The sequence below is a fragment of the Streptomyces mayonensis genome, assembly GCF_018982965.1.
Taxonomy (GTDB): domain Bacteria; phylum Actinomycetota; class Actinomycetes; order Streptomycetales; family Streptomycetaceae; genus Streptomyces; species Streptomyces mayonensis.
Genome location: NZ_JACBYP010000041.1, coordinates 34,850 through 56,856, shown reverse-complemented (window position 1 = coordinate 56,856; position 22,007 = coordinate 34,850). Strand labels below are relative to the sequence as shown.

The window sequence follows — 22,007 nt, the reverse complement described above, 5'->3', positions numbered from 1 at the left end:
AGAGGGAACCCTGATGCGGGACGCGTACCACGAGGAACTGGACTCGATCGGTGACGGTCTGGTGGAGATGGCCCGGCTGGTCGGGTCGGCCATCGGACGCGCCACGACCGCGATCCTGGACTCCGACCTGAAGCTGGCCGAGGCCGTCATCGAGGCCGACCAGAAGGTCGACGAGCTCCAGCACGAGCTGGAGGCACGGGCGATAACCCTGCTGGCCCGGCAGCAGCCGGTGGCGACGGACCTGCGCATCGTCGTCACCTCGCTGCGGATGTCGGCCGACCTGGAGCGCTCGGGCGACCTGGCCCAGCACGTGGCCAAGCTGGCCCGGCTGCGCTACCCGGAGCGCGCGGTGCCGCACGACCTGCACGCGACCATCCTGGAGATGGGCCAGCTCGCGCAGCGCCTGATGGCCAAGGCCGCCGAGGTGATCATCACCAAGGACGTCGACCTCGCGCTCCAGCTGGAGCAGGACGACGACGCGATGGACCTCCTGCACCGCACCCTCTTCCAGCACCTGATGGACGACCGCTGGAAGCACGGCATCGAGACGGCCGTCGACGTGACCCTCCTGGGCCGCTACTACGAGCGGTACGCCGACCACGCCGTCGCGGTCGCCAAGCGGGTCGTCTACCTGGTCACCGGGGAGCACGCGGACGAGCTCCAGCCGGACATCCAGCCGGCGACGCAGGCCGAGGGCGCCTGAGCCCCTGGCCGGCGCGGAGCGGGTCGGGTCGGGTCGGGTCGGGTCGGGGGCGCGCGTTCGCCCCAATGCGCCGTTGATGCGACGTCCGCCCGGGGCGTGCAATGGACGCAGGCACCAGCTTCCAGGAGGAACCATGGCCGATTCCCCCAGCACGAAGCCCGACCCCGCACAGGAACGCCCCACCGAGCAGCCCGTCGAGATCCGCAGCCTCCCGCTGATCGCCGCGTGCGGCTGCGGTTCCGGCTGCGGCTGCGGCTGCCAGTCGGGCAGCCCCTGCCAGTGCGGCTGACGCAGTAGCGACAGCGGTAGCGCGGCCCGCGCCCGCACGGCGCCCCTGCTGGGTACGGCGTCGTTCGGTGTGAGTACGAGTACTCAGGCCCCGGACCGGCCCCCGTCCGACCCTGGAGACAGGCAACCGGAACCAGGAAGCCGGACGAAGACGATGCTCCACGGGGAGACCGAGACCTCATGAAGACCAGCAGCCGGATACGCACCCTCACCCGCCTGACCGTCGCCAACCGCGTCTCGGCGGCCTACCTCGCCCTGGTCGGCGGCGCGATGGTGATCGCCGTGGCGCAACCCCTCTTCGCGACCGGCCCGGACGCGTCTCTCGCCTGGGTCTGGCCGGCCCTGTTCACCTTCCCGACCTTCGGGTTCGTGGCGTGGCTCGGTGAGGCGGGCTGGGGCGGCGACGCCCCGACGTGGTTCTTCGTCGGCGGCATCGCCCTGTCGGCCCTCGTCCAGTCCCTGGCGCTGGGAGCCGTGTGGCAGTCCCTGCGCGGCCGCCGGGGGCAGCGCGGGGAGCGGCTGACCGCGGCCGGCTGAGGCCGAGCCCCCTCCGGGCCGCCCGGAGCGCGGATGCGAGGGTGGCCCCATGACGGCACCCGGGGCCACGCACGTGGCGGTCGACGAGGTCGAGGACATAGCGCTGGACGGGCTGCGGTGGCTGCTCGGCACCGCGCGCGAAACCCCCGGGGGCGGCCTCGGCTGGCCGGTCAGACCGTCGGACGACGCCCCCGAGCCCATGCTGTACAGCGGCACGGCCGGCACCGTCCCCGTGCTCCTGGAGGCCTGGCGCCACTTCGGCGACGACTCCTGCGCCGACGCCGCACTCCGCGCGGCCCGGAGCCTGGCGGACCGGGTCGACGACATCGACGACGACTCCCTCTACTTCGGCCGCACCGGCCTGGCCCTGGTGCTGCGGACCGTCCACGCCGAACTCGGCGACACGGCCGCCGGAGCCGCCGCCGACCGCGCCCTCGCCCTCGTCCGGTCCCGCTTCGACGGAGCCCGCTGGGGCCTGCTCTTCGAGTTGATGGGCGGCAACGCGGGCATCGGCCTCGGTGCCCTCCTGGCCGGCGACCACGACCTGGCCGTCCTCGCCCTGGAGCCGTACCTGCACACGGCGGAGCAGACCGGGGACGGCGGCGTCCAGTGGGCCCACCGCCCGGACACCGACGCCCGCATGCACCACCTCTCGCACGGCACGCTCGGCATCGCCCTGGCCCTCGCCCGGGTCGGCGCGGCCACCGGCCGTACGGACCTGCTCGACCTGGGGCTGACCGCCGTACGGGGCGTGGCGGCCCGGGACGAGGCGGGCCCCGGCGGTTTCCTGGTCAGGCACTCCACCCCCCAGTTCCTCCCCGACCTGATCGACCCCGTCAGCTACGGCTGGTGCCACGGCCCGGCCGGCGACGCCCAGGTCTTCAGGGCCCTGCGGGACATCACGTCCGACCCCGTCTGGGCCGCCCTCGCCGACCGCTGCTGGCACACGGTCACCCAGTCCGGTCTGCCGCGGCGGCTGCGCCCCGGCTTCTGGGACAACAACGGCCGCTGCTGCGGCACCGCGGGCGTCCTCGCCCTGGCCTGCGACCGGATCGCCGAGCGCGACGACCCGTTCGGCTTCGCCGACGTCCTCGTCACGGACCTCACCGCCCGCGCCGTCCGGGACGCCGACGGCGCCCGCTGGTCCAACTTCGACCACCGTGCCACCCCGGGCGACCTGGAGCCGCAGACCGGCTGGGCGATGGGCAGCGCGGGCATCGTCCGCGAGCTGCTCCGCTTCGTGCGCGTGGCCCGGGGAGGCGACCCGCGGTACGCGTTCATGTGGCCCGACCAGCCCCCGGTGTCCGCCTGACCGCATCCGACCGAACCGGACCGCAGCGATCGGGTGCCGTCGACCCGCCCCCTGCCACGGTGGAGAGCGAAAGGGAGGTCTCATGATCCCGGCACTGAACCAGCTGGTCGACCTGGTCGAGGAGCATCTCGGCGAGGAGCTCGACGTACCCGCGCTGGCGGCGGGGCTCGGCACGACCGAGTACCACCTGCGCCGGATGTTCTCGTCGCTGGCGGGCATGCCGCTGTCGGAGTACGTCCGCAGGCGCCGCATGACCGTCGCCGCCGCCGACGTCGTACGCGGCGGCGGCGACCTGCTGAGCATCTCCGTCCGGTACGGATACGGCTCGACGGAGGCGTTCGGACGCGCGTTCCGGGCGGTGCACGGCGCCACCCCGCGTGACGTACGCCGCGACGGAGGCCCCCTTCAGACACAGCCGCAGCTCAGGTTCCGCCTGACCGTTGAAGGGAGTACCCCGATGGACACCCGCTTCGCCGACCGCCCCGCCTTCCGCCTGGTCGGACACGCGACCCGCGTGCCGCTCATCCACGAGGGCGTCAACCCGCACATCGAGGAGCACATCGCCGCGCTCCCCCGGGAAGCGCACGCCCGCCTGAAAGCCCTCGGCGACACCGACCCGGCGGGCCTGCTCGCCGTCTGCGACGACCTGGCCCCCGACAACTCGGAGGGCAGCGAGCTGACGTACCTGCACGGCGTCGCCGTCTCCGCGGCCACCCCGGTCCCCGACGACCTCGACGCCATCGAGGTACCGGCCGGCACGTGGGCGGTTTTCCGCAGCTCCGGCGCCTACCCGGAGACCCTGCAGACGACCTGGGCGGCCACTGCCGCCGAGTGGTTCCCGTCCAACCCGTGGCGGCTGCGTCCGGGCCCGTCGGTCGTGGCGATCCTGGACCGCGCGGAGGACTTCACGACGGCGACGAGCGAGCTCTGGCTGCCGGTCGAACCGGCGTAGGCCGGTTCGACCGGGTCCGGTCAGACGGGGTTGAGGCGGGCCTTGAGCAGGCAGAACTCATTGCCCTCGGGATCGGCGAGGACATGCCACTGCTCCTCGCCGGTCTGGCCGATGTCGGCCGGGCGCGCCCCGAGCGCCAGGAGGCGTTCGAGCTCGGCGTCCTGATCTCGGTCGGTGGGGTTGACGTCGATGTGCAGCCGGGTCTTGCCGGGCTCGGGCTCGTCCCGGCGGCTGAGGATGATCGTCGGCTGCGGTCCGCCGAACCCCTCACGCGGGCCGATCTCGAAGAACTCGTTCCCCTCGCGGTCGAGCACGACGAAGTCGAGCACCTCGCACCAGAATCGCGCCAGCACCTCGGGGTCGCGGCAGCCGAGCACGAGCTCACTGATACGACATGCCATGGACGGAACCTGCTCTCCTCGTGGGGCGGATCAGGGACGCCCGCCCGGAACGCGCTGGTGACCGTACCCGGCGGGACGGGCGGACGCGACAGGTTTTCGAAAGCCGGAACCGGGCCGGGGCCGGACCGGAGAGGGGCTCCGGCGGACGCGGGACGGACCCCCGACGGACGCGGGGCGGACCCCCGACGGACGCGGGGCGGACCCCCGACGGGCGCAGGACGGACCCCTTGACGGGCGCAGGACGGACCCCTTGACGGACGCGGGACGCCCCCCCCGACGGACCCGGGCCGGACCCCGACGGACCCAGGCCAGACCCCGACGGACCCAGGCCAGACCCCGACGGACGTCGGCCGGCCCCCGACGAACCCGGGGCGGACCCCAACGGACGTGGGGCGGATCACTCGGTTAAACAGGTTATTCGCCGACTGGCTGGAAAGCATCGCCAAGTGTCCCAAACCGACGTGAAGAACGCACAGCCCGACGGCCCGCCCCCCTCCTCCAAGGACGACGCCGCCTTCTTCGGCCAGCCCCGAGGCCTGCTCACCCTCTCCGGACTGGAGGTGTGGGAGCGGTTCTCGTTCCTCGGCATGCAGGCGATCCTCGTCCTGTACTTCGCGGACACGGTCGCCAACGGCGGCCTGGGCATGGAGGCCGGCACCGCCGCGTCGGTCTCCGCCGCCTACGGCACCCTGGTCTACCTGGTCTCCGTCGCCGGCGGCTGGCTCGCCGACCGCATCCTCGGCTCGTACCGCGCGGTGCTGTGGGGCGGCATCCTGATCGCCTGCGGCCACTACGCGATGGCCGTCCCGACCGGCGCCATGACCTGGGTCGGCCTCGGCCTGATCAGCGCGGGCACCGGCCTGCTCAAGCCCAACGCGGCCACCATGGTCGGCAAGCTCTACCGCACCGACGACGAGCGCCGGGACGCCGGGTTCGCCGTCTACTACATGGCGATCAACATCGGCGCCTTCGCGGGCCCGCTGGTCACCGGCTGGCTCAGCGACCACCAGGGCTGGCACTGGGGCTTCTCGGCGGCCGCGATCGGCATGACGCTCGGCCTCGCCCAGTACGTGCTGGGCCGCCGCCACCTCGCCGGACGCCGGCACGCGGCCGAGTTCGCGCTCGCGCCGGACGCCATGCGCCGCGCGGTCCGCCGGATCGCCGCCGGGGTCGTCGCCGTGGCCCTCGTCGCCACGGTGCTCGCACTCGCCGGGTGGCTCACCATGAGCCGCTTCGTCGACCTGCTCACCCTGATATCGGTCCTCGCCCCCGTGGCGTACTTCGCGGTGATGTTCGCCAGCCCGCGGGTCACGTCGGAGGAACGCGGCAGGCTGAAGCCGTACGTGGTGATCTTCCTGGCCTCCACCGTCTTCAACTACATCCTGTTCCAGGCGTACTCGACGATGATGCTGCTGGCCTCGACGAACGCCGAGACGACGATCCTCGGCTTCGACTTCCCCGCCAGCTGGTACGCCTCGGCCCTCGGCGCCTTCGAGGTGGCGCTCGCGCCCGTGGTCGCCGCCCTGTGGGTGCGCATGGGCCGCAGGCAGCCGCACGCCTCCAACAAGATCGCGATCGGCGTCGTCCTGGGCGGCCTCTCCTTCCTCCTGATGGTCCTGCCGACCTCCGGGGACACCTCCGGCGGGCACCTGATGTCGGCCTGGTGGATCGTCGGCTCGTACCTCCTCCTGGGCCTCGGCGACATCGTGCTGGAGACCTCCGGCATGTCGGCCACCACCAAGCTGGCGCCGACCGCGTTCTCCAGCCAGACCATGTCCCTGTGGTTCCTGTCGCTGGCCCTCGCCAACGGCATCCAGGCCCAGACCGTCAAGCTCTACGACCACGTCTCCCAGCCCGCCTACTTCGGCGTGAACGGCGCGATCGCGGTGGCCGCGGGCCTCGCGGTGATGGCCGCCGCCCCGTACCTGCGCCGCACCATGCACCCCGTCCACTGAGGCTCCCGGGAGCCCTCTCCCGGAAGAACCCCCGCACGTTTCTCCGGGAGACCCCCTCCCGTTTGTCCCGGAAGAACCCCCTCACGTCTCTGGAAACCCCTCATGCACATCCGCACCGCCTTCCCCCACCCCACCACCTGCGAAGACGTCCGCATCCCCCTCCCCGACGGCACCCGCCTCTACGCCCGCGTATGGCGCCCGGTGACCGACGCCCCCGTACCCGCCCTCCTCGAATACCTCCCGTACCGGGTGACCGACTGGACCGCCCCCCGCGACGCCCAGCGCCACCCCTACTACGCGGGCCACGGCTACGCCTCCGTGCGCGTGGACGTGCGCGGCCACGGCAACAGCGAGGGCGCTCCGGGCGACGAGTACTCGGCGGCGGAGCTGGCCGACGGCGTCGCGGTGATCGAGTGGCTGGCGCGGCAGCCCTGGTGCAACGGCCGGGTCGGCATGTTCGGCATCTCCTGGGGCGGCTTCAACTCCCTCCAGATCGCCGCCCTCGCCCCCGAGCCGCTCAAGGCGATCGTCACCGTCTGCTCCACCGACGACCGCTACGACAACGACGTCCACTACATGGGCGGCTCCGTCCTCGCCGTCGACATGCACGCCTGGGCGTCGACGATGCTCGCCTTCGCCTCCCGCCCGCCGGACCCCCGGTACGCCGGCGAGGGCTGGCGGGAGATGTGGCGCGACCGCCTGGAGCAGCTGGACCCCTTCATCCACACCTGGCTGGACCACCAGACGCGCGACGCCTACTGGCGCCACGGCAGCGCCTGCGAGGACTACGACAGGATCGACGCGGCGGTCCTCGCGGTGGGCGGCTGGCACGACCCCTACCGCGACACGGTGTTCCGCCTCCTGGAGAACCTGCCCGCCGACCGCGTCCGCGGCCTGATCGGCCCCTGGTCCCACCAGTACCCGGACCGCGGTCTCCCCCCGGGTCCGGCGATCGGCTTTCTCCAGGAGACCCTGCGCTGGTGGGACCACTGGCTCAAGGGCGAGGACACCGGCGTCCAGCACGACCCCGCCCTCCGCGCCTACATCAGCGACTCCCACCCTCCGGCCACGGTCTACGACGCCCTCCCCGGCCGCTGGGTGGGCGAGCCGTCCTGGCCCTCCCCCCACGTCACCGCTACCCCCCTCGCCCTCCAGGGCCGTCCGGTCCCGGTCCGCTCGCCGCAGCACACCGGCCTCGACGCCGGCCGCTTCTTCCCCTTCGGCAACGACGCCGATCTGCCGCCGGACCAGCGGGAGGAGGACGCCCGCTCGGTCTGCTTCGACTTCGACGTGGACGCGGAGACCTGGATCCTCGGCCGCCCCCGGGTACGGCTGCGGATCAACTCGCAGGCGCCCCGCGGCCAGGTCGTCGCCCGCCTCTGCGACGTGGCCCCGGACGGCTCGTCGACCCTGGTCACCCGAGGCGTCCTCAACCTCTCCGCCCGCCACGGCCGCGACAGGGCGGAGGCCTGGCCCCCCGGCGCCACCGAGGACGTCGTCTTCGACCTCAACGGCATCGGCCACACCTTCCCGCCCGGCCACCGCATCCGCCTCGCCGTCTCCTCGGCGTACTGGCCGTGGATCTGGCCCCAGCCGGGCTCGGAGGCCGGATTCACCCTGGACCCGGCGGGCAGCACCCTGGAACTCCCCGTCCGCACCCCGCAGTCGGCCGAGGACGGCCGGGGCATCACCTTCGCCGCCCCGGAGCAGTCCCCGCCCCTCGACGTCCGCACCCCCGCCGGCCCGGCCGAATCCCCGCGCCCCGAGCGCCTGTTGACCCGCGACGTCGCCAAGGGCACCTGGCGCCTGGACGTCGACCCGCGCTACGGCGGCACGCGCGTGTACCCCGACGGCCTGGAGTTCACCGAGGACGCGCTGGAGACGTACACGATCCAGGAGTCGGACCCCCTCTCGGCCCGCACCCGCTCGGACTGGGCCGTCCGCCTCCACCGCCCGGACCTCGGCTGGGACACCCGGGTCCGCACCCGCTCCGAAATCACCTGCGACGCAACGCACTTCATCACCTCGAACGAGGTCACGTGCACGGAGGGCGAGGAGGTCCTCTTCCACCGCACCTGGGAGCGGCGCATCCCGCGCACGGCCGGCTGACCCGCCGCATCCGTCAACCGATCACCGACACCACTGCAGGGAGCATGAGGGGGCAGAGGCCGGGCAGAACCGGCAATCCGGCCCGGTCCCCGGACTGTGATAGTCCCGTAACAGAGAATTCTGAGCCCTTGAAGCGTCATCCGAACGCGTGATGGTGTCCAGATGTCCGAAAAAATCTTGGAGTGCGGGGAAGCGCTTCGACTCGGCCGGTCACGGCACCGGCCGAGCACGGACCGGCCGGTCCACCCGCACCCAGTGACAACCGGACCCGCACGCCGTCCGGGCGTGCACGCACGACCGCACCAATGAACGTGAAGAGGGGAAGACATGCGCAAGTTCCAGCGCGCAGCAGTCGCCGCCGTCGGCCTTCTGGCCTTCGCCGGCATCACCACTCAGTCCGCTCAGGCCGCTCAGGCCGACCCGTCCCCCCGCGGCGGCGGGTACGTCGCCGGCACCTACGGGAGCTGGTCGGCCTGCAACTCGGCGGCCCAGAGGTACAAGAACGCCTTCTGCGACGAGAACGGCAAGGGCGGCTGGTGGCTCATGGTCGTCGAGGACAGCTGTAAGCAGATTGTGAACAGCACTCCCGCTCAGGCTTCCACCAAGGACGGGATCTCCACGCGGGGATGCTGAGAACTCCTCGGCACGGATCCCGGTGACCGTCGGCTGACCGCCCGGTCCAGGTCAGGGGATCACGCAGAACGCTCGGCCGGTGTCCGTCGGCCGGGCGTCCTGCCTGTGGTGCAGGCCGTCAACGCAACGCGCCGCCCATCAGAGCCACGACATAGGCATCCAGCCGCTCTTCCACCACACGCGCCGTCAGCTCAATCCGTCCTGCCTCCCGCCACGGCCGCACCACCTGCGACACCTCTTCCGAGCACGCCAGCGCGTCCCGCACCCGCCAGTACAGCCGCTCGCTCTCCGTCGCGGCCAACACCCCGCCGGCCTCCTCGTACGCCCGGGAGAACCGCAGCCCCCACGCCGGTCCGTGCAACTGCGCGAGGACGGCCGAACAGTGCGCCACGTCGAGATCGGCCGGCCCCCAGGAGACCGACGCCCAGTCGACAACTCCCGTGATGCGAGCCCTTGCCGGGTCTGCGGACGCCACGTCGGACAGCACGTTGCCGGGCTGGAAGTCCCGGTGCAGGAACCGCCCCTCGTAGGACGGCCTCGGCCTCCGGATCACGTCGATCGCCGCAGCCCACACCGCCGCGTCGGCACACTGCGGAGTGACGACCGTGCCGGCGGTCGTCAACGCCGTGAACTCCGGCGGCCGCACGGCGGGCCGCACGGCGTGGATGGCCACGAGTTGGCGGGCCAGCCGGCGTACACGGTTCTCCAGCCCCGCATCGGTGAGGACGGTCCGGCCCGGCAGGTGCGTCATCAGGAGCGACGGATACTCGCAGTGCGCGGCGGTCGGATCGACCGCGACCAGTCCAGGTGCCGGCACGTCGGTCGCCGCCAGCCCGGTCAGGGCGTCGGCCTCCCTGTTCAGCGCGTCCTCGGCGTGCTCCACGTGGGAGGGCTCGACGAAGGACCTCAGCACCAGGCGACGCGTGCCTCCGTCGCGGGTACGGACGGTCAGTCCCCGCATCTCGGCGGTGATCCCGCCGTGCAGCACGTCGCTTCCCACGATCCGCTCCCCGACATCCAGCTGCCGACGGACCCAGGCCAGTGCAAGCGGCGGGACGACCACGGCCTCCCCGTACGTGCTCATGGGCGGCCCTCGTCGCCCGCGGCCGCCCGTATCATCAACAACTGTCCCAGCTCGGCGGCGTTCTTGGCGAGTTCGACGTTGACCCAGGCACACATGTCGCCCATGGTGAAGCCGGCCTCGACGGGCCACGGATATGCGGAAGCATCGTCCATGGTGTCGGCGCCGGCGAGCGCTCTGCTCCACTCGCTGTGCAGGGACCGGAGCCAGTCCGTCGTCGAGGCGGCGTCGCCCGGCCAGTGCGCGTCCTCCCGCGCCGGCACGCGCGCACCGGTCAGGTGGGCGAGCGCGGTACTCCACCACCAGCCGACGTGCCAGGTCACCCACGCCGCCGTGGGCACCGGGACGGGAGTCGGCTCCACGTCGGCGAAGTCGGGAACCCACAAGTCCCCCACCCGGCGGACCGCCCAGTGATGGTCTGCCGGTGCCCAGTGCAGATCGTCGTCGCCCAGTCGCTCGAGGTGGTGGTCCATGAGCGCCCAGGCAATGCCCAACTGCCGCTGGAGAAGCCGGCGCTCGGCACTCATAGGGCGGCCTCCTCACACTCTTCACCGGCACGGACACGCACCAGGCGTTTCCCGAGGTTTGTTCCGTCGAAGAGTCCCTGCAGCGCCGCCGGGGCCGAGTCGAGACCGTCGACGACGTCCTCAGCCCACCGCAGTCGGCCGGAACCGGCCCAGCCCGCCAGCTCACCGAACGCGGCCGGGAAGCCGGCCACATGGTCGAGGAAGATGAAGCCTTCCATCCGCGCCCGCTTGAAGGCGAGTTGCATGTAGTTGGCCGGACCGCGCCCGTAGCCGGACGCGGTGTACCCGGACGAGACCGAGCCGCAGAGCGCGATCCGTCCGTGGAGCGCGAGGTGGTCGAGTGCGGTCTCCAGCAGCGGGCCGCCGACGTTGTCGAAGACCGCGGTCACACCGTCGGGCGCGAAGGCACCGAGCGCCTCACCCACGTCGTCGTGGCGGTCGACGCAGTCAAAACCGGCGACGTCCCGCACCCAGTCCACCTTGCTCGCGGTGCCGGCGGTGCCGATCACCCGCGCACCGCGCAGCCTGGCGATCTGTCCCGCCAGGGACCCCACACTGCCGGCCGCGGCAGTGACGAGGACGACGTCGCCCTCGGTCACCCGCAGCACCCGCTCGATCCCGATGTACGCGGTCAACCCACTGACCCCGAACACGCTGAGCATGTGCCGGGGATCGACACCGGGCGGCACCGGATTGACGCCGAAGAGCCCTTCGCCACGGGCCACGGCGTACTCCTGCCAGCCGAGCGTGCCGTAGACCCACTGCCCCTCGGCCAGCCCCGGGTCACGGGTGGCGACCACGCGGCCGACACCCGCACCGCGCATGACCTCTCCGACGCCGACGGAGTCGATGTAGGTGGAGGCCGGGTTGAGCCAGGTCCGCTGGGTGGCGTCGATCCCGAGCCAGGCAACCTCAACCAGCGCCTCGCCGTCGGCCAGCGGTCCGACCGGCGCCGTCTCCACCCCGAACGTGTCCGGAGTGATCCGCCCGGCCGGGCGTTGGCGCAGAACGAGACGACGGTTGTGCGTCGTCGGCACCATGGGCTCCCTTCCTTCTCAGCTGTCAGGGGCGTGCACATTCGGTCCGGTTCAAGCACGGGTGGCATGCACGAAGTTCGCGACGAGCTCGTCGGCGACGGCGCCCTCGGGACCCTCGGCGGCGATACGCACGGCTTCGCCGTCGAGTGCGCGGCGCAGCAGCCGCGCCATCACCACCCGATCGAAGCGACGCATCTCGCCCGCATCCTGCCCCTGCTCGAAGATGGCGATCAGGTCCCCGAGCGACTCGTCCACCATCGAGTCGTAGTCCGGGCCGCCGGTCGTCGTCCGGTGCGAGACGACCGCGACGAGGGCCCGGGTCCGGTCCGGCTCGCGCGCGCAGTAGGCCGCGAAGGTACGGATGTACTCGGAGAGCTTCGCGATCGCGCGCTCCTCTCCGTCCGTCCGCTGCCGCAACTCCGCGCCCAGGTCGCTCACCACGACCTGGACGACGGCGTCGAGCAGCTGATCACGCCCCGAGAAGTTGCTGTGGTAGGCCCCGCGGCTGTACCCCGCCCCCTCGGCGATCGCCTCGACCGACACACCCGACACCCCATGGCTCGCGAAGAGCCCGATCGCGGCCTCGACCAGGCCGGCACGCGTCTGTTCCCGCCGCTCGACGCGGGTGAGTCGCTTCGTCACCCACTCAAGATACCGACCCGTATCCAAATACGGAACCGTATTTCAGGTGCCTACCCGGCAGACCCGATACGGAGGACGGCGGCGCCCTTGCGGATCTCGGCAATCTTCAGGCTCATGGCGTCATTGATGGTCGCGGCAGGTCCCTCGCCACACTTCATCGTGACGCCACCGCCGCCGTTGGACGACGTACCGCCGCCCCCGGAACAACCCGCGACGCTGAAGCCCGACCTCGTGAGCGGGGCGACCATCTCGACCTCATCGCCACTGATCGCCGTCACCTCGATCGGCCCGAGGCCGTACGCCTCCGGCACGACCAGTACGTCCCCCACGGCGACCTCGACCTCACACGTTCCGTCGGCACACGGCCCGGTCGGCGAGGGCGACGGCGGGTCCGTCTCCGCGGGGCCGGACACCGACGGCTCGGCACCGGACCCGCCGGGCCGGCTCTCGGCGGGCGCCCCGCCCGAAGAGTCCGAGGAACACGAAACGAGAAGGGCGAACACAGCAGCGACCCCGGCGGCAGCAACGGCGGTCGAAGAAGTCCTACGCATCATGGACGCCATGGGACCCCACTCCGGACGGGACCCGTCCCGTCGGACGTGCGTAGCACCTGCCACCAGGCGACGGCCCATCAACCGCAGTAGCTGTTGCGCAACAACGTGTTGATCCGCTTGCCGTCGGCCTCGGTCACCTTGTGGTTCCCGACACTGAACCGCTGCGCGGCGAGCCGGTCCGGGTTGGCGACGTTGCGCTGGAGGTCGGCGCACTGGGCATCGGCCTTGGCGTCAGCCGCGGCCAGGCTCTCGGGCTCGCCCAGCGCCGGATCGATATACCGCAGCCCGCTCTGAAGAGCGACGCTACGAGCAGCACGAAACGCCTCGTCGACGACATCGCCCCCGCCCGTACCGGGATCGGGGCCGGGGTCCACAGGAAGGTCGGCACCGGCGTCGGGGGACGAGGCACTCGGGCTGCCGGCGGGCACGGCGTCCGGCCCCGGTGACTGCGCGGTCGCGCCCGCCGACGTCCGGGCCGCACTCGGCCGGTCGGCGACGGCTTCATCCGTCTCGCCGCTCCCGCACCCCGCCAGCAGCAGTACCGCGCCGGGGGCGAAGAGCAGGGGGAGGACGCCGGGGTGCCGCTTGCAAAGCCTCCGAAGCATGGGCTCCCCTCCGTGGCTCAGGACCAACGGCTGTTGGTGACGCAACCACACTCGCGCACCACGGCCGGGACCGGTCCCGGCCGCGCGAACTCGCCCCGGGACGTCATGCCTCAGCCGCTCCTCGATCCCACCCCGCGACCAGAGCGGTGGGCAGGTAACTCGTCGCGAGCAGAACGGGCTTGCCGTCCAGGACGAAGCGCCGACGCCTCACGCACACCGTCTCGTCGTCGGCCAGGTCCAGCACCGCACCGACACGTCGGGCGCGGCTTCCTCGGACACAGTGATCTGGTCCACCCCGAGTGAGCGGTCCTCGGCGTCGGCCGACCAGATGGACCGGCCGTTGCCCCACTGCTGTTGGGCCAGGCGCTGAATGCCCCGGCGCCGGAGGGGCGGAACTCCCGGACGAACACGCCGGCGCCCTTGCGGGCTTCGGCGACCCCTTCGTCCCTCAGAACACCCAGGGCTTGGCGAGCCGTCGTGCGGGCCACACCGTGCACGTTCATCAGGTCGTTCTCTCCCGGGAGCCGGTCACCGGGACCATACTCACCCGCCCGGATCGCCTCTCGCAGCGTGTCCGCAATCCGCTGGTACTTGGGCCGACGGTCGTCTCCGGTGTTGGTGGCCATCGGGTGGGCCTCCTCTCCCAGGGACAGTGGTCTCCTTCAGGATGGCGCGTGCCTGGTCGGAACCCTGATGGAGCCGGGCACAGCCGCCTGTTGTTGCAGCGCCGCCAGCATAGGGTGCGTCGCGAGGGCGTCCGCGTCGTTCGCCGCAAGACGATCCAGGCACCCTCGTTCTCGTCTCGGCAGGCCCCCCCCTTGGCCCTCACCACAAGAAGGACCCAGGTGTCGTCCACGCAACCGCTCACTCCTGAGGAAAAACTCGCCGACGCGAAGAGGCAGTTGGGCCTCCCGCATATTGTCGTGATCTGCGGCTCCACCCGCTTCATGACCGAGATGACCGAGGCCGACCTGCGGGAGACCAGGGCCGGGAAGATTGTCGTCAAGCCGGGTTTCGACATGAAGTCGCCGCACGAACTCTGGTCCGATCCCGTCGAGGCCGAGGCGCTGAAGGCTCGACTCGGCGACCTGCACCGGGCGAAGATCCGGCTCGCCGACGAGGTGCTCGTCGTCGGCGACTACGTCGGAGACAGCACCCGAGCCGAAATCGCCTACGCCCGGTCGCTGGACAAGCCCGTGCGGTTCACGCACCCCGAGATCGCCCCCGACGCCTGACCGCCCACGCGGACGGGACGGGCCGCGCATTGACGAGCCGGGCGGCTCATATCCGGGCGAGCCGGGCGAGCAGTGCGACGGTGTCCGACTCCTGTGAGGCGAAGACGCCGTGGTCGCCGCCCCAGGTGACCATCGCGTACTGTCGCGATCCCCCACAGACGCGTACTATCGCGTTCAGCCTCTCGCTGAGTACGACAACTCGCCCCCGTTGAGGAGCCCTTCATGCCTGCCCTCCTGGACCCCGTCCTCGAACTTCTGACCGTACGTGGCACCGTCACCGAGGCGGAGCAGATCACCGCCCGGATGCGTCGGCTGCGCATCGAGGACGAACAACTGGCCGGTCTGGAGGTCCTGCCAGGCCAGCAGGTGCGGGTCCTGGTCGGCGGACTCACCCTCCGTACGTACTCGATCTGGCGCTACGACCCGTCCGGCGGCCTCGAGTTGTGCGTACTGGACCACGCGGCGGGCGGACCGGGCGCCCAATGGGGCCGCACCGTCGCACCGGGCGACCAGGTGCGACTGCGACGGCCCGAGGGCACCTTCACGCTGCGTCCCGACGCCGCCCGCCACCTCTTCGTCGGCGAGGAGACGGCCTCGGTCGCGTTCGGTGCGATGCTCGCGGCACTGCCCGGGGAGGCCGTCGTCTCCGGGTGCGTCGAGACGGCGACAGCCGCGGACCGGCTGCCCCTGGCGGGCGGCGACCGGCTCGACTGGGTGCTCCGGGGCGAGACGTCACTGCCGGACGCGGTACGACGCCTCGCCCCCGAACCTGGCGGGATCGCGTATGTCGCCGGGGAGGCACGGGAGGTGCAAGCAGTACGGCGGGTGCTCGTCCAGGAAGCGGGGTGGGACCGGCGTGCGGTTCTGACCAAGCCGTTCTGGACACCGGGCAGGAAGGGCATGGACTGACGCGCGGAGGTCTACGCGTCCCTCCCGCCGTAAAGCCCGGCTGACCGTTCGCGGCAGGCGACTTCTCAACGAGCGTGTCCGCACGGGCGGTCCGGTCGCGCATGTCGCTGCCGGCCGGGCATCTCCCGCGTCCTGCCGGTTCAGACCTGGCTGAGGTCGATCTCCACAGTGAAGGGGGCGGCAGCCTTCACGAACCCGGTGAACAGGTCCCCTTCGCGGTACGCCTTCGTCGCGGGGTCGAGCAGGTAAGTGTACACCAGAGGCACACCCGTCGCGGCCGGCTCGATCCGCCAGTAGAAGCCGATACCGGCCTTGGCGTACTGGTCGACCTTCACGATCCGGTCGGTGGTCTCCGAGCCCGGCGACACCACCTCGGCCACCAGCAGTACGTGCTCGGGGCGCGTGGGTGTGACGTCGAGCGTGTCGGCGCGGTAGACGATGACGTCGGGGCGCCGGCTGGTCAGCGGGACGTCCTGCACTCCTCCGCCGTGATATCCCCGTGCATCCGCGCCGAGGGCACCATCTCGGCAGTCATGACACGCCTCCCGGACGCCGCGCGGCGGGCCTGGTCCCGCTGGACTCAGCGTACTGTCTCCACCTTTCGGTGATGCGCCGCTCGGCCTGCTCACGGGCGTTGTCAGTGCCGGCGGCTAGGGTCGCGGACGCGCGGTCGGCTTCCGAGGTGTCCAGCTCCGGAGAGCGGCTGCATCCCCGCCTTGTCCGGGGGTGGCCCGGGCACGACCCGGGACCCAACCGACAGTCGGGCTTCGTCGATGGCCAAGAGGGAACCTGTCAGCGCCGGCCGCGCACCGCCCAAGGAGAACGCAGCTCGGCCCCCGCCCGGGAAGTGACCGCGGGTCGGGGGCCGAGAAGGCGTACGTACGACTACTTCTTCTTGCCCTGGTTCTTCACGGCCTCGATCGCCGCCTTGGCCGCGTCCGGGTCCAGGTATGTGCCGCCCGGGTTGACCGGCTTGAACTCGGCGTCGAGTTCGTAGGTGAGCGGGATGCCCGTCGGGATGTTCAGGCCCGCGATGTCGGCGTCGGAGACGCCGTCGAGGTGCTTGACGAGGGCGCGCAGCGAGTTGCCGTGGGCGGCTACCAGGACGGTGCGGCCGGTGAGGAGGTCGGGGACGATCGCGTCGAACCAGTACGGGAGCATGCGGCCGACGACGTCCTTGAGGCACTCCGTCTGCGGGCGCAGCTCCGGCGGGAGGGTCGCGTAGCGGGCGTCGTCGAACTGGGAGTACTCGGCGTCGCGGTCCAGCGGGGGCGGCGGGGTGTCGTAGGAGCGGCGCCACAGCATGAACTGCTCCTCGCCGAACTCGGCGAGGGTCTGGGCCTTGTCCTTGCCCTGGAGGGCGCCGTAGTGGCGCTCGTTGAGGCGCCAGTGGCGGTGGACCGGGATCCAGTGGCGGTCGGCGGCCTCCAGCGCGAGCTGGGCGGTGCGGATCGCGCGCTTCTGGACGGACGTGTGGACCACGTCGGGCAGCAGGCCGGCGTCCTTGAGCAGCTCGCCGCCGCGCGTCGCCTCCTTCTCGCCCTTGGGAGTGAGGTTGACGTCCACCCAGCCGGTGAACAGGTTCTTCTCGTTCCACTCGCTCTCGCCGTGGCGGAGCAGGATCAGCTTGTACGGTGCGTCGGCCATGGGTCCGAGCGTAATCCAAGGGGCCCGGCCACCGCTCCGGGCGGTCACCTCGACCGTCCTGCCCACCGCTCCGGGCGGTCGCCCCGACCGTCCTGCCCAGCGCTCCGAGCGGTCGGGGCGCGGACGGTTGACGGGAAGTGTTAATCGAGTGGCTCCCGGAGGGGTGCGTTTGTAAGTTGTGCTTGCGGCATTCGCCGCTTACACCGCTTACATCTGCACGGCGCCGGGGTGCGTCGTGTACGTCCGCACGGGGGTTCCATGTCAGTCGTCGGTCTCAGGCGTGCCCTGAGTGAGTCCGTGTCCGGGCTGCCGCGCGCGTTCTGGTGGCTGTGGGCCAGCACGCTCGTCAACCGGCTCGGTGCCTTCGTCGCCACCTTCATGGCGCTGTACCTGACCATCGACCGTGGTTACTCCGCCTCGTACGCCGGTCTCGTCGCCGCGCTGCACGGGCTCGGCGGGGTCGTGTCGTCGGTGGGAGCCGGGGTGATGACCGACCGGCTGGGGCGGCGGCCGACCCTGCTCGTGGCGCAGGTCTCCACCGCGCTGTCGGTCGCGCTGCTCGGATTCGTGCGGGACCCCGTCGCCATCGCCGCCGTCGCCTTCCTGGTCGGCATGGCCAGCAACGCCTCCCGGCCGGCCGTGCAGGCGATGATGGCGGACATCGTGCGGCCCGAGGACCGTATCCGGGCGTTCTCGCTCAACTACTGGGCCATCAACCTCGGTTTCGCCGTCTCGTCCGCGGGCGCCGGGTTCATCGCCGAGTACAGCTATCTCGCCGGGTTCCTGATCGAGGCCGCGATGACGCTGGTCTGCGCGGTTCTCGTGTTCGTGAAGCTGCCCGAGTCGCGGCCGGTGGAGGCGGAGGTCGCCGACCTCGGCGCCGGATCCGCCGCCGTGTCCCTGTGGACCGTGGTGCGCGACGGGCGGTACATGAGTGTGGTCGGGCTGTCGTTCCTCGTGGCCGTGATCTTCCAGCAGGGGTATCTGGGGCTGCCGGTCGCCATGGGCGAGGCCGGGTTCACGCCCGCAGACTTCGGGATGGCCATCGCCGTCAACGGGGTGCTGATCGTCGTACTGCAGATTCCCGTCACCCGGTTCATCGAGCACCGCGACCCGCGGCTGCTGCTCGTCGTCTCGTCGCTGCTGGCGGGGTACGGGTTCGGGCTGACCGCCTTCGCCGGGTCGGTCGGCGTCTTCGCCCTGACCGTGTGCGTGTGGACGCTGGCCGAGATCGTCAACGCCCCGACCCAGACCGGGCTCGTCGTCCGCCTCTCCCCCGTGCAGGGGCGCGGGCGCTACCAGGGCATGTACACCATGTCCTGGGCCGTCGCCGCCCTCGTCGCCCCGCTGATGTCCGGCTTCGTCATCGACCGCTGGGGCGCCGAGTGGCTGTGGGGGATCTGCGCCGTCGTCGGTACGGTGGCCGCGGCCGGGTACTGGGCGCTCATGCGGGGGCTGCCGGACGAGACGCCCGCCGTCGCCGTCACCGCCGTGACCGCCGTGACCGCCGCCGGTGAGGCTTCCGGGCCGGCGGCCGAGGGTGCGGACGACGGCAGGGTCGGCGCCCTCTGACCGCGCCCCCTGCGCCGGCCCCGCCCCCTCACGGGTGCATCCGCGCGCCCTTCAGGACCTTGTCCACCGCGTTCTTCGGGCCGTGCACGGCGAGGCCCACCAGGTCCAGCTCCGCCGTCGGCACGGCCCTGACCGCGGCCCGGTTGTCGCGGTCGTTGCCCGTGCCGAAGAGGTCGGACGTGAACAGGGCGCGGGGCAGGGCACGGGACAGCACGCGCGCGTGGGCGTTGGTCAGCGTCTCCTTCGTACCCTCGAAGACCAGTACCGGCTGGCGGAACATCGGCAGGTAGCCGACGGCGTCCGCGTCCTCGTACGGCTCCCCGATGAGTTCGGGGAACTGGTTGCTCAGGCCGCTGACCAGGAAGGCTGTGACGTTGAGCCGCTGCCAGGTCTCCAGGTCCTCGCGCAGCAGGACGGCGATCTTGGTGTCGAAGCGGATGGGGGCGGCCCCGGGTTCTGCGGGGACCGCGGGGGCCTGCTCGTGCGTGGTCATACCGTGAGACTGCCGCCCCGGACTCCGCTCCGTCTTGTACGTTTTTTGCATGGCCCGCCAGCGGAACGACCAGCGGAACGTGTCCGCCTGGCGACCCCGCGTGCCGGGCGTCGTCGAGGTCTTCCACGCCCACTACACCGAGTACGCCTATCCGATGCACGTCCACGACGCCTGGACGCTGCTCATCGTCGACGACGGCGCCGTACGGTACGACCTGGACCGGCACGAGCACGGTACGCCGCACGACACGGTGTCGCTGCTGCCGCCGCACGTGCCGCACAACGGCTCCCCCGCCACCCCGGACGGCTTCCGCAAGCGCGTCCTGTACCTGGACGCCTCCCGCCTCGGCGACGATCTGATCGGGCCCGCCGTCGACGGCCCCGACCTGCGGGACCCGGTGCTGCGGCGGCGGGTGGGGCAACTGCACGCCGCGCTCGCCCTCCCGGGCGAGGAGCTGGAGGCGGAGAGCCGGCTGACGCTGATCGGTGAGCGGCTGCACCGGCACCTGCGGCACCGGGGCGACGACGCGGGTGCCGTGCGGCGGGATCCCGTGCTCGCGCGGCGGCTGCGGGAGTTGCTCGACGAGCGGGTCGTCGCCGGGATCGGGCTGGAGGAGGCGGCCGTGCTCGTGTCCGCTCACCCCGCCCACCTGGTACGGGCCTTCAGCGGCGCCTACGGGATCGCGCCGCACCAGTATCTGATGTCCCGCCGCGTCGACCGGGCCCGGCGGCTGCTGCTGGCGGGGCGGCCCGTGGCGGACGTCGCCGGCGCCACCGGGTTCTACGACCAGGCCCATCTGACCCGGCACTTCAAGAGGCTGGTCGGGGTCACTCCGGGGCGGTACCGCGGCAGTGGCGGCCCCGGGGTCCGCTAGAGGCAGGTCCTCAGTCCCCGCCGCGCTCGATCAGGTGCTGGAACGCCTCCAGGTTGCGGGTCGACTCGCCGCGCGCGGTGCGCCACGCGTGCTCCTTGCGGATGGCGGAGGCGAAACCCAGCTCCAGCAGGCTGTTGAAGGCGCCGTCGGCGGCCTCCAGTACCTGGCCGAGGAGGCGGTCGATCTCGTCGGGGGTGACGGCGGCCAGGGGGAGCTTGGCGGTGACGTAGACGTCGCCGAGGCGGTCGACGGCGTACGCGATGCCGTAGAGCTTGAGGTTGCGCTCCAGGAGCCAGCGGTGGACGGCCGGTTCGTTCTCGTCGGGGTGGCGGACGACGAAGGCGTTGAGGGAGAGGGAGTGGCGTCCGACCAGGAGGGAGACCGTCGTCGAGAGCTTGCGGGTGCCGGGGAGCTTGACGACGAAGTTGCCGGGTTCGGGGCTCTCCCACTCCAGCCCGGCGTCCTTCAGCGCCTCCTCGAGGACCTGCGCCGCCGCCGTCGTCGGACCAGCGTTCTGCGAAGCCTTCTGCGCCGCCCTACGTCCTGCCTCAGCCATGGTGCGAGCGTACGCGACCCCGCTGGGCCTCCCGGTGGGCCTGGATCGCGGCCGTGTAGACGTCGGCCGTGGCCGCGGCGGCGCTGTCCCAGCCGAAGGACTGGGCGTGCCGGGCGGCCGCGTCGCCCATGCGGGGCGTCAGCTCGGGGTTGTCGGCGAAATCGCGCAGCACGCGCGCGTACTCGGCCGGATCGTGGCCCCGCACCAGGCGGCCGGTGTGTCCGTCGCGCACGGCGACCGGGAGGCCGCCGACCGCCGCGGCGAGCACCGGGGTGCCGGCCGCCTGGGCCTCTATGGCGACCAGCCCGAAGGACTCGCTGTAGGACGGCATGACCAGCACGGACGCCGCCCGGAACCAGTCGGCGAGCTGCTCCTGCCCGACCGGCGGCCGGAAGCGTACGACGTCGGCGATGCCGAGCCGCGCGGCGAGCTTCTGCAGGCCCTCCGGCTTGGCGAGGCCGCTGCCGCTCGGGCCGCCGACGACGGGGACGACGATGCGGGAGCGCAGTTCGGGGCGTTCGTCGAGGAGTACGGCGACGGCGCGCAGCAGGATGTCGGGGGCCTTCAGGGGCTGTATGCGCCCGGCGAAGAGCGGGATCAGCGCGTCCTGCGGCAGGCCGAGGCGGGCGCGGGCGGCGGCACGGGCGTTGCCGTGCTGGCCGGGTCCGGGGATGGCGCCCCTGGGGAAGGGGCGGAAGCGGTCGAGGTTCACGCCGGGGTGCACCACGGCGACCTTCGCGGGGTCCGCGGCGTAGTGCCGGACGAGTTCGTCGGCCTCCTCCTCCGTGTTGGCGATCAGCCGGTCGGAGGCGGCGACGACCTGGGTCTCACCGATGACGCGGGCGGCCGGCTCGGGTGTGTCGCCGTCGGCCAGGTTGGCGTTCTTGACCTTGGCCATGGTGTGCATGGCGTGCACGAGGGGCGCGCCCCAGCGCTCGGCGGCGAGCCATCCGACGTGGCCGGAGAGCCAGTAGTGGGAGTGGACCAGGTCGTAGTGACCGGGCCGGTGTCCGGCCCAGGCCTGCATCACGCCGTGCGTGAAGGCGCACAGCTGGGCGGGCAGTTCCTCCTTGGCCAGGCCCTCGTACGGACCGGCGTCGACGTGCCGGACCAGGACGCCGGGGGTCAGCTCGACGGAGGGCGGGAGGGCCGCGGTGGTGGCCCGCGTGAAGATCTCGACCTCGATGTTGATGTCGGCGAGGCGCTGGGCGAGCTCGACGATGTAGACGTTCATGCCGCCGGCGTCGCCGGTGCCGGGCTGGTGCAGCGGTGAGGTGTGTACGGAGAGCATGGCCACCCGGCGGGGCCTGCGCGGCAGCCGGAGCCGGGGGCCAGCCGTCGGTGAGCGACGTCCCAGCCTGCTGACGTACTGGCTCACGAGCCGT

23 protein-coding genes and 2 pseudogenes are annotated in these 22,007 nt (G+C 72.0%); 12 read left to right on the top strand and 13 right to left on the bottom strand.

Going from position 1 to position 22,007, the window contains the following annotated elements:
- Positions 1–13 precede the first annotated feature (13 nt).
- The 5 genes from phoU to HZS56_RS17885 all read left to right on the top strand — a co-directional run bounded on the left by phoU (position 14) and on the right by HZS56_RS17885 (position 3,792).
- A complete protein-coding gene (gene phoU / locus HZS56_RS17905; RefSeq protein WP_216721705.1) occupies positions 14–703 on the top strand; it encodes a phosphate signaling complex protein PhoU in 690 nt (229 codons plus the stop codon).
- Between the two features lie 133 nt (positions 704–836).
- Entirely contained in the window at positions 837–992 is a 156-nt protein-coding gene (locus tag HZS56_RS17900; RefSeq protein ID WP_164711395.1) for a hypothetical protein, read from the top strand.
- 179 nt (positions 993–1,171) lie between these two features.
- A complete protein-coding gene (locus HZS56_RS17895) occupies positions 1,172–1,528 on the top strand; it encodes an SCO4225 family membrane protein (RefSeq protein ID WP_216721704.1) in 357 nt (118 codons plus the stop codon).
- A gap of 49 nt (positions 1,529–1,577) precedes the next feature.
- Positions 1,578–2,840, top strand: a complete 1,263-nt coding sequence (locus tag HZS56_RS17890; protein WP_216721703.1) for a lanthionine synthetase LanC family protein — start codon at positions 1,578–1,580, stop codon at positions 2,838–2,840.
- An 82-nt stretch (positions 2,841–2,922) separates the two neighbouring features.
- Entirely contained in the window at positions 2,923–3,792 is an 870-nt protein-coding gene (locus HZS56_RS17885) for an AraC family transcriptional regulator (protein WP_216721702.1), read from the top strand.
- A gap of 20 nt (positions 3,793–3,812) precedes the next feature.
- On the opposite strand, the gene HZS56_RS17880 is transcribed toward HZS56_RS17885, so the two are convergent.
- Positions 3,813–4,193 (bottom strand): VOC family protein, encoded by a 381-nt coding sequence (locus tag HZS56_RS17880; protein ID WP_216721701.1) that lies wholly within the window; start codon positions 4,191–4,193, stop codon positions 3,813–3,815.
- Positions 4,194–4,639: 446 nt separating this feature from the next.
- On the opposite strand from HZS56_RS17880, the gene HZS56_RS17875 reads away from it, so the two are divergent.
- The 3 genes from HZS56_RS17875 to HZS56_RS17865 all read left to right on the top strand — a co-directional run bounded on the left by HZS56_RS17875 (position 4,640) and on the right by HZS56_RS17865 (position 8,890).
- Complete coding sequence (locus HZS56_RS17875; protein ID WP_216721700.1) at positions 4,640–6,148, top strand: peptide MFS transporter; 1,509 nt, start codon at positions 4,640–4,642, stop codon at positions 6,146–6,148.
- Positions 6,149–6,250: 102 nt separating this feature from the next.
- On the top strand, positions 6,251–8,257 hold the full coding sequence (locus tag HZS56_RS17870; RefSeq protein WP_216721699.1) for a CocE/NonD family hydrolase: 2,007 nt from the start codon (positions 6,251–6,253) through the stop codon (positions 8,255–8,257).
- Positions 8,258–8,584: 327 nt separating this feature from the next.
- Positions 8,585–8,890 (top strand): hypothetical protein, encoded by a 306-nt coding sequence (locus HZS56_RS17865; RefSeq protein WP_216721698.1) that lies wholly within the window; start codon positions 8,585–8,587, stop codon positions 8,888–8,890.
- A gap of 118 nt (positions 8,891–9,008) precedes the next feature.
- Here the strand turns inward: HZS56_RS17865 and HZS56_RS17860 are convergent, their stop codons facing one another.
- The 7 genes and pseudogenes from HZS56_RS17860 to HZS56_RS17830 form a co-directional block, all read right to left on the bottom strand.
- A complete protein-coding gene (locus HZS56_RS17860; protein ID WP_216721697.1) occupies positions 9,009–9,974 on the bottom strand; it encodes a phosphotransferase family protein in 966 nt (321 codons plus the stop codon).
- A complete protein-coding gene (locus HZS56_RS17855) occupies positions 9,971–10,498 on the bottom strand; it encodes a DinB family protein (protein ID WP_216721696.1) in 528 nt (175 codons plus the stop codon). Before HZS56_RS17855 ends, HZS56_RS17860 begins: the two co-directional genes overlap by 4 nt.
- Positions 10,495–11,538, bottom strand: coding sequence for an NADP-dependent oxidoreductase (locus HZS56_RS17850; RefSeq protein ID WP_216721695.1), 1,044 nt, complete (start codon positions 11,536–11,538; stop codon positions 10,495–10,497). Before HZS56_RS17850 ends, HZS56_RS17855 begins: the two co-directional genes overlap by 4 nt.
- 48 nt (positions 11,539–11,586) lie before the next feature.
- On the bottom strand, positions 11,587–12,177 hold the full coding sequence (locus HZS56_RS17845) for a TetR/AcrR family transcriptional regulator (protein ID WP_216721694.1): 591 nt from the start codon (positions 12,175–12,177) through the stop codon (positions 11,587–11,589).
- Positions 12,178–12,227: 50 nt separating this feature from the next.
- The gene (locus HZS56_RS17840) at positions 12,228–12,506 is read right to left on the bottom strand and encodes a hypothetical protein (RefSeq protein ID WP_216721693.1); all 279 of its coding nucleotides are present in this window, start codon (positions 12,504–12,506) and stop codon (positions 12,228–12,230) included.
- Between the two features lie 302 nt (positions 12,507–12,808).
- Positions 12,809–13,336: a hypothetical protein gene (locus HZS56_RS17835; RefSeq protein WP_216721692.1), complete on the bottom strand. Its 528-nt coding sequence runs from the start codon at positions 13,334–13,336 to the stop codon at positions 12,809–12,811.
- Between the two features lie 130 nt (positions 13,337–13,466).
- Positions 13,467–13,962 (bottom strand): annotated as a pseudogene (locus tag HZS56_RS17830) (GntR family transcriptional regulator); the annotation flags it as partial.
- A gap of 219 nt (positions 13,963–14,181) precedes the next feature.
- Between HZS56_RS17830 and HZS56_RS17825 the strand changes: the two are divergent.
- Both HZS56_RS17825 and HZS56_RS17820 read left to right on the top strand, forming a co-directional pair.
- Positions 14,182–14,571, top strand: coding sequence for a hypothetical protein (locus HZS56_RS17825; protein ID WP_216721691.1), 390 nt, complete (start codon positions 14,182–14,184; stop codon positions 14,569–14,571).
- Between the two features lie 222 nt (positions 14,572–14,793).
- Positions 14,794–15,480 (top strand): siderophore-interacting protein, encoded by a 687-nt coding sequence (locus HZS56_RS17820; protein WP_216721690.1) that lies wholly within the window; start codon positions 14,794–14,796, stop codon positions 15,478–15,480.
- A 140-nt stretch (positions 15,481–15,620) separates the two neighbouring features.
- Here HZS56_RS17820 and HZS56_RS17815 read toward each other — a convergent pair.
- Positions 15,621–15,959, bottom strand: a pseudogene (locus tag HZS56_RS17815) (Uma2 family endonuclease); the annotation flags it as partial.
- Between the two features lie 406 nt (positions 15,960–16,365).
- Positions 16,366–17,127, bottom strand: a complete 762-nt coding sequence (locus tag HZS56_RS17810) for a phosphoglyceromutase (RefSeq protein ID WP_216721689.1) — start codon at positions 17,125–17,127, stop codon at positions 16,366–16,368.
- Positions 17,128–17,385: 258 nt separating this feature from the next.
- Between HZS56_RS17810 and HZS56_RS17805 the strand changes: the two genes are divergently transcribed.
- Entirely contained in the window at positions 17,386–18,699 is a 1,314-nt protein-coding gene (locus HZS56_RS17805; RefSeq protein ID WP_216721688.1) for an MDR family MFS transporter, read from the top strand.
- A gap of 28 nt (positions 18,700–18,727) precedes the next feature.
- Here the strand turns inward: HZS56_RS17805 and HZS56_RS17800 are convergent, their stop codons facing one another.
- Positions 18,728–19,192, bottom strand: coding sequence for a DUF2000 domain-containing protein (locus tag HZS56_RS17800; RefSeq protein WP_216721687.1), 465 nt, complete (start codon positions 19,190–19,192; stop codon positions 18,728–18,730).
- A 49-nt stretch (positions 19,193–19,241) separates the two neighbouring features.
- On the opposite strand from HZS56_RS17800, the gene HZS56_RS17795 reads away from it, so the two are divergent.
- Positions 19,242–20,066 carry a helix-turn-helix transcriptional regulator gene (locus tag HZS56_RS17795; protein WP_216721686.1) on the top strand — a complete coding sequence of 275 codons (825 nt, stop codon included), beginning with the start codon at positions 19,242–19,244 and terminating at the stop codon, positions 20,064–20,066.
- A gap of 10 nt (positions 20,067–20,076) precedes the next feature.
- On the opposite strand, the gene HZS56_RS17790 is transcribed toward HZS56_RS17795, so the two are convergent.
- Both HZS56_RS17790 and mshA read right to left on the bottom strand, forming a co-directional pair.
- Entirely contained in the window at positions 20,077–20,622 is a 546-nt protein-coding gene (locus HZS56_RS17790; RefSeq protein WP_216721685.1) for a type III secretion system chaperone family protein, read from the bottom strand.
- Positions 20,615–22,000: a D-inositol-3-phosphate glycosyltransferase gene (gene mshA, locus HZS56_RS17785; RefSeq protein ID WP_216721684.1), complete on the bottom strand. Its 1,386-nt coding sequence runs from the start codon at positions 21,998–22,000 to the stop codon at positions 20,615–20,617. The genes HZS56_RS17790 and mshA overlap by 8 nt, the downstream gene beginning before the upstream one ends.
- Between the last annotated feature and the right edge of the window lie 7 nt (positions 22,001–22,007).

What these genes read in the sequence shown, in the direction of transcription:
- phoU (WP_216721705.1), top strand. Translation starts at nt 14, where the DNA reads ATGCGGGACGCGTACCACGAGGAACTGGACTCGATCGGTGACGGTCTG.
- HZS56_RS17900 (WP_164711395.1), top strand. Translation starts at nt 837, where the DNA reads ATGGCCGATTCCCCCAGCACGAAGCCCGACCCCGCACAGGAACGCCCC.
- HZS56_RS17895 (WP_216721704.1), top strand. Translation starts at nt 1,172, where the DNA reads ATGAAGACCAGCAGCCGGATACGCACCCTCACCCGCCTGACCGTCGCC.
- HZS56_RS17890 (WP_216721703.1), top strand. Translation starts at nt 1,578, where the DNA reads ATGACGGCACCCGGGGCCACGCACGTGGCGGTCGACGAGGTCGAGGAC.
- HZS56_RS17885 (WP_216721702.1), top strand. Translation starts at nt 2,923, where the DNA reads ATGATCCCGGCACTGAACCAGCTGGTCGACCTGGTCGAGGAGCATCTC.
- HZS56_RS17880 (WP_216721701.1), bottom strand. Translation starts at nt 4,193, where the DNA reads ATGGCATGTCGTATCAGTGAGCTCGTGCTCGGCTGCCGCGACCCCGAG.
- HZS56_RS17870 (WP_216721699.1), top strand. Translation starts at nt 6,251, where the DNA reads ATGCACATCCGCACCGCCTTCCCCCACCCCACCACCTGCGAAGACGTC.
- HZS56_RS17865 (WP_216721698.1), top strand. Translation starts at nt 8,585, where the DNA reads ATGCGCAAGTTCCAGCGCGCAGCAGTCGCCGCCGTCGGCCTTCTGGCC.
- HZS56_RS17860 (WP_216721697.1), bottom strand. Translation starts at nt 9,974, where the DNA reads ATGAGCACGTACGGGGAGGCCGTGGTCGTCCCGCCGCTTGCACTGGCC.
- HZS56_RS17855 (WP_216721696.1), bottom strand. Translation starts at nt 10,498, where the DNA reads ATGAGTGCCGAGCGCCGGCTTCTCCAGCGGCAGTTGGGCATTGCCTGG.
- HZS56_RS17850 (WP_216721695.1), bottom strand. Translation starts at nt 11,538, where the DNA reads ATGGTGCCGACGACGCACAACCGTCGTCTCGTTCTGCGCCAACGCCCG.
- HZS56_RS17835 (WP_216721692.1), bottom strand. Translation starts at nt 13,336, where the DNA reads ATGCTTCGGAGGCTTTGCAAGCGGCACCCCGGCGTCCTCCCCCTGCTC.
- HZS56_RS17820 (WP_216721690.1), top strand. Translation starts at nt 14,794, where the DNA reads ATGCCTGCCCTCCTGGACCCCGTCCTCGAACTTCTGACCGTACGTGGC.
- HZS56_RS17810 (WP_216721689.1), bottom strand. Translation starts at nt 17,127, where the DNA reads ATGGCCGACGCACCGTACAAGCTGATCCTGCTCCGCCACGGCGAGAGC.
- HZS56_RS17805 (WP_216721688.1), top strand. Translation starts at nt 17,386, where the DNA reads ATGTCAGTCGTCGGTCTCAGGCGTGCCCTGAGTGAGTCCGTGTCCGGG.
- HZS56_RS17800 (WP_216721687.1), bottom strand. Translation starts at nt 19,192, where the DNA reads ATGACCACGCACGAGCAGGCCCCCGCGGTCCCCGCAGAACCCGGGGCC.
- HZS56_RS17795 (WP_216721686.1), top strand. Translation starts at nt 19,242, where the DNA reads ATGGCCCGCCAGCGGAACGACCAGCGGAACGTGTCCGCCTGGCGACCC.
- HZS56_RS17790 (WP_216721685.1), bottom strand. Translation starts at nt 20,622, where the DNA reads ATGGCTGAGGCAGGACGTAGGGCGGCGCAGAAGGCTTCGCAGAACGCT.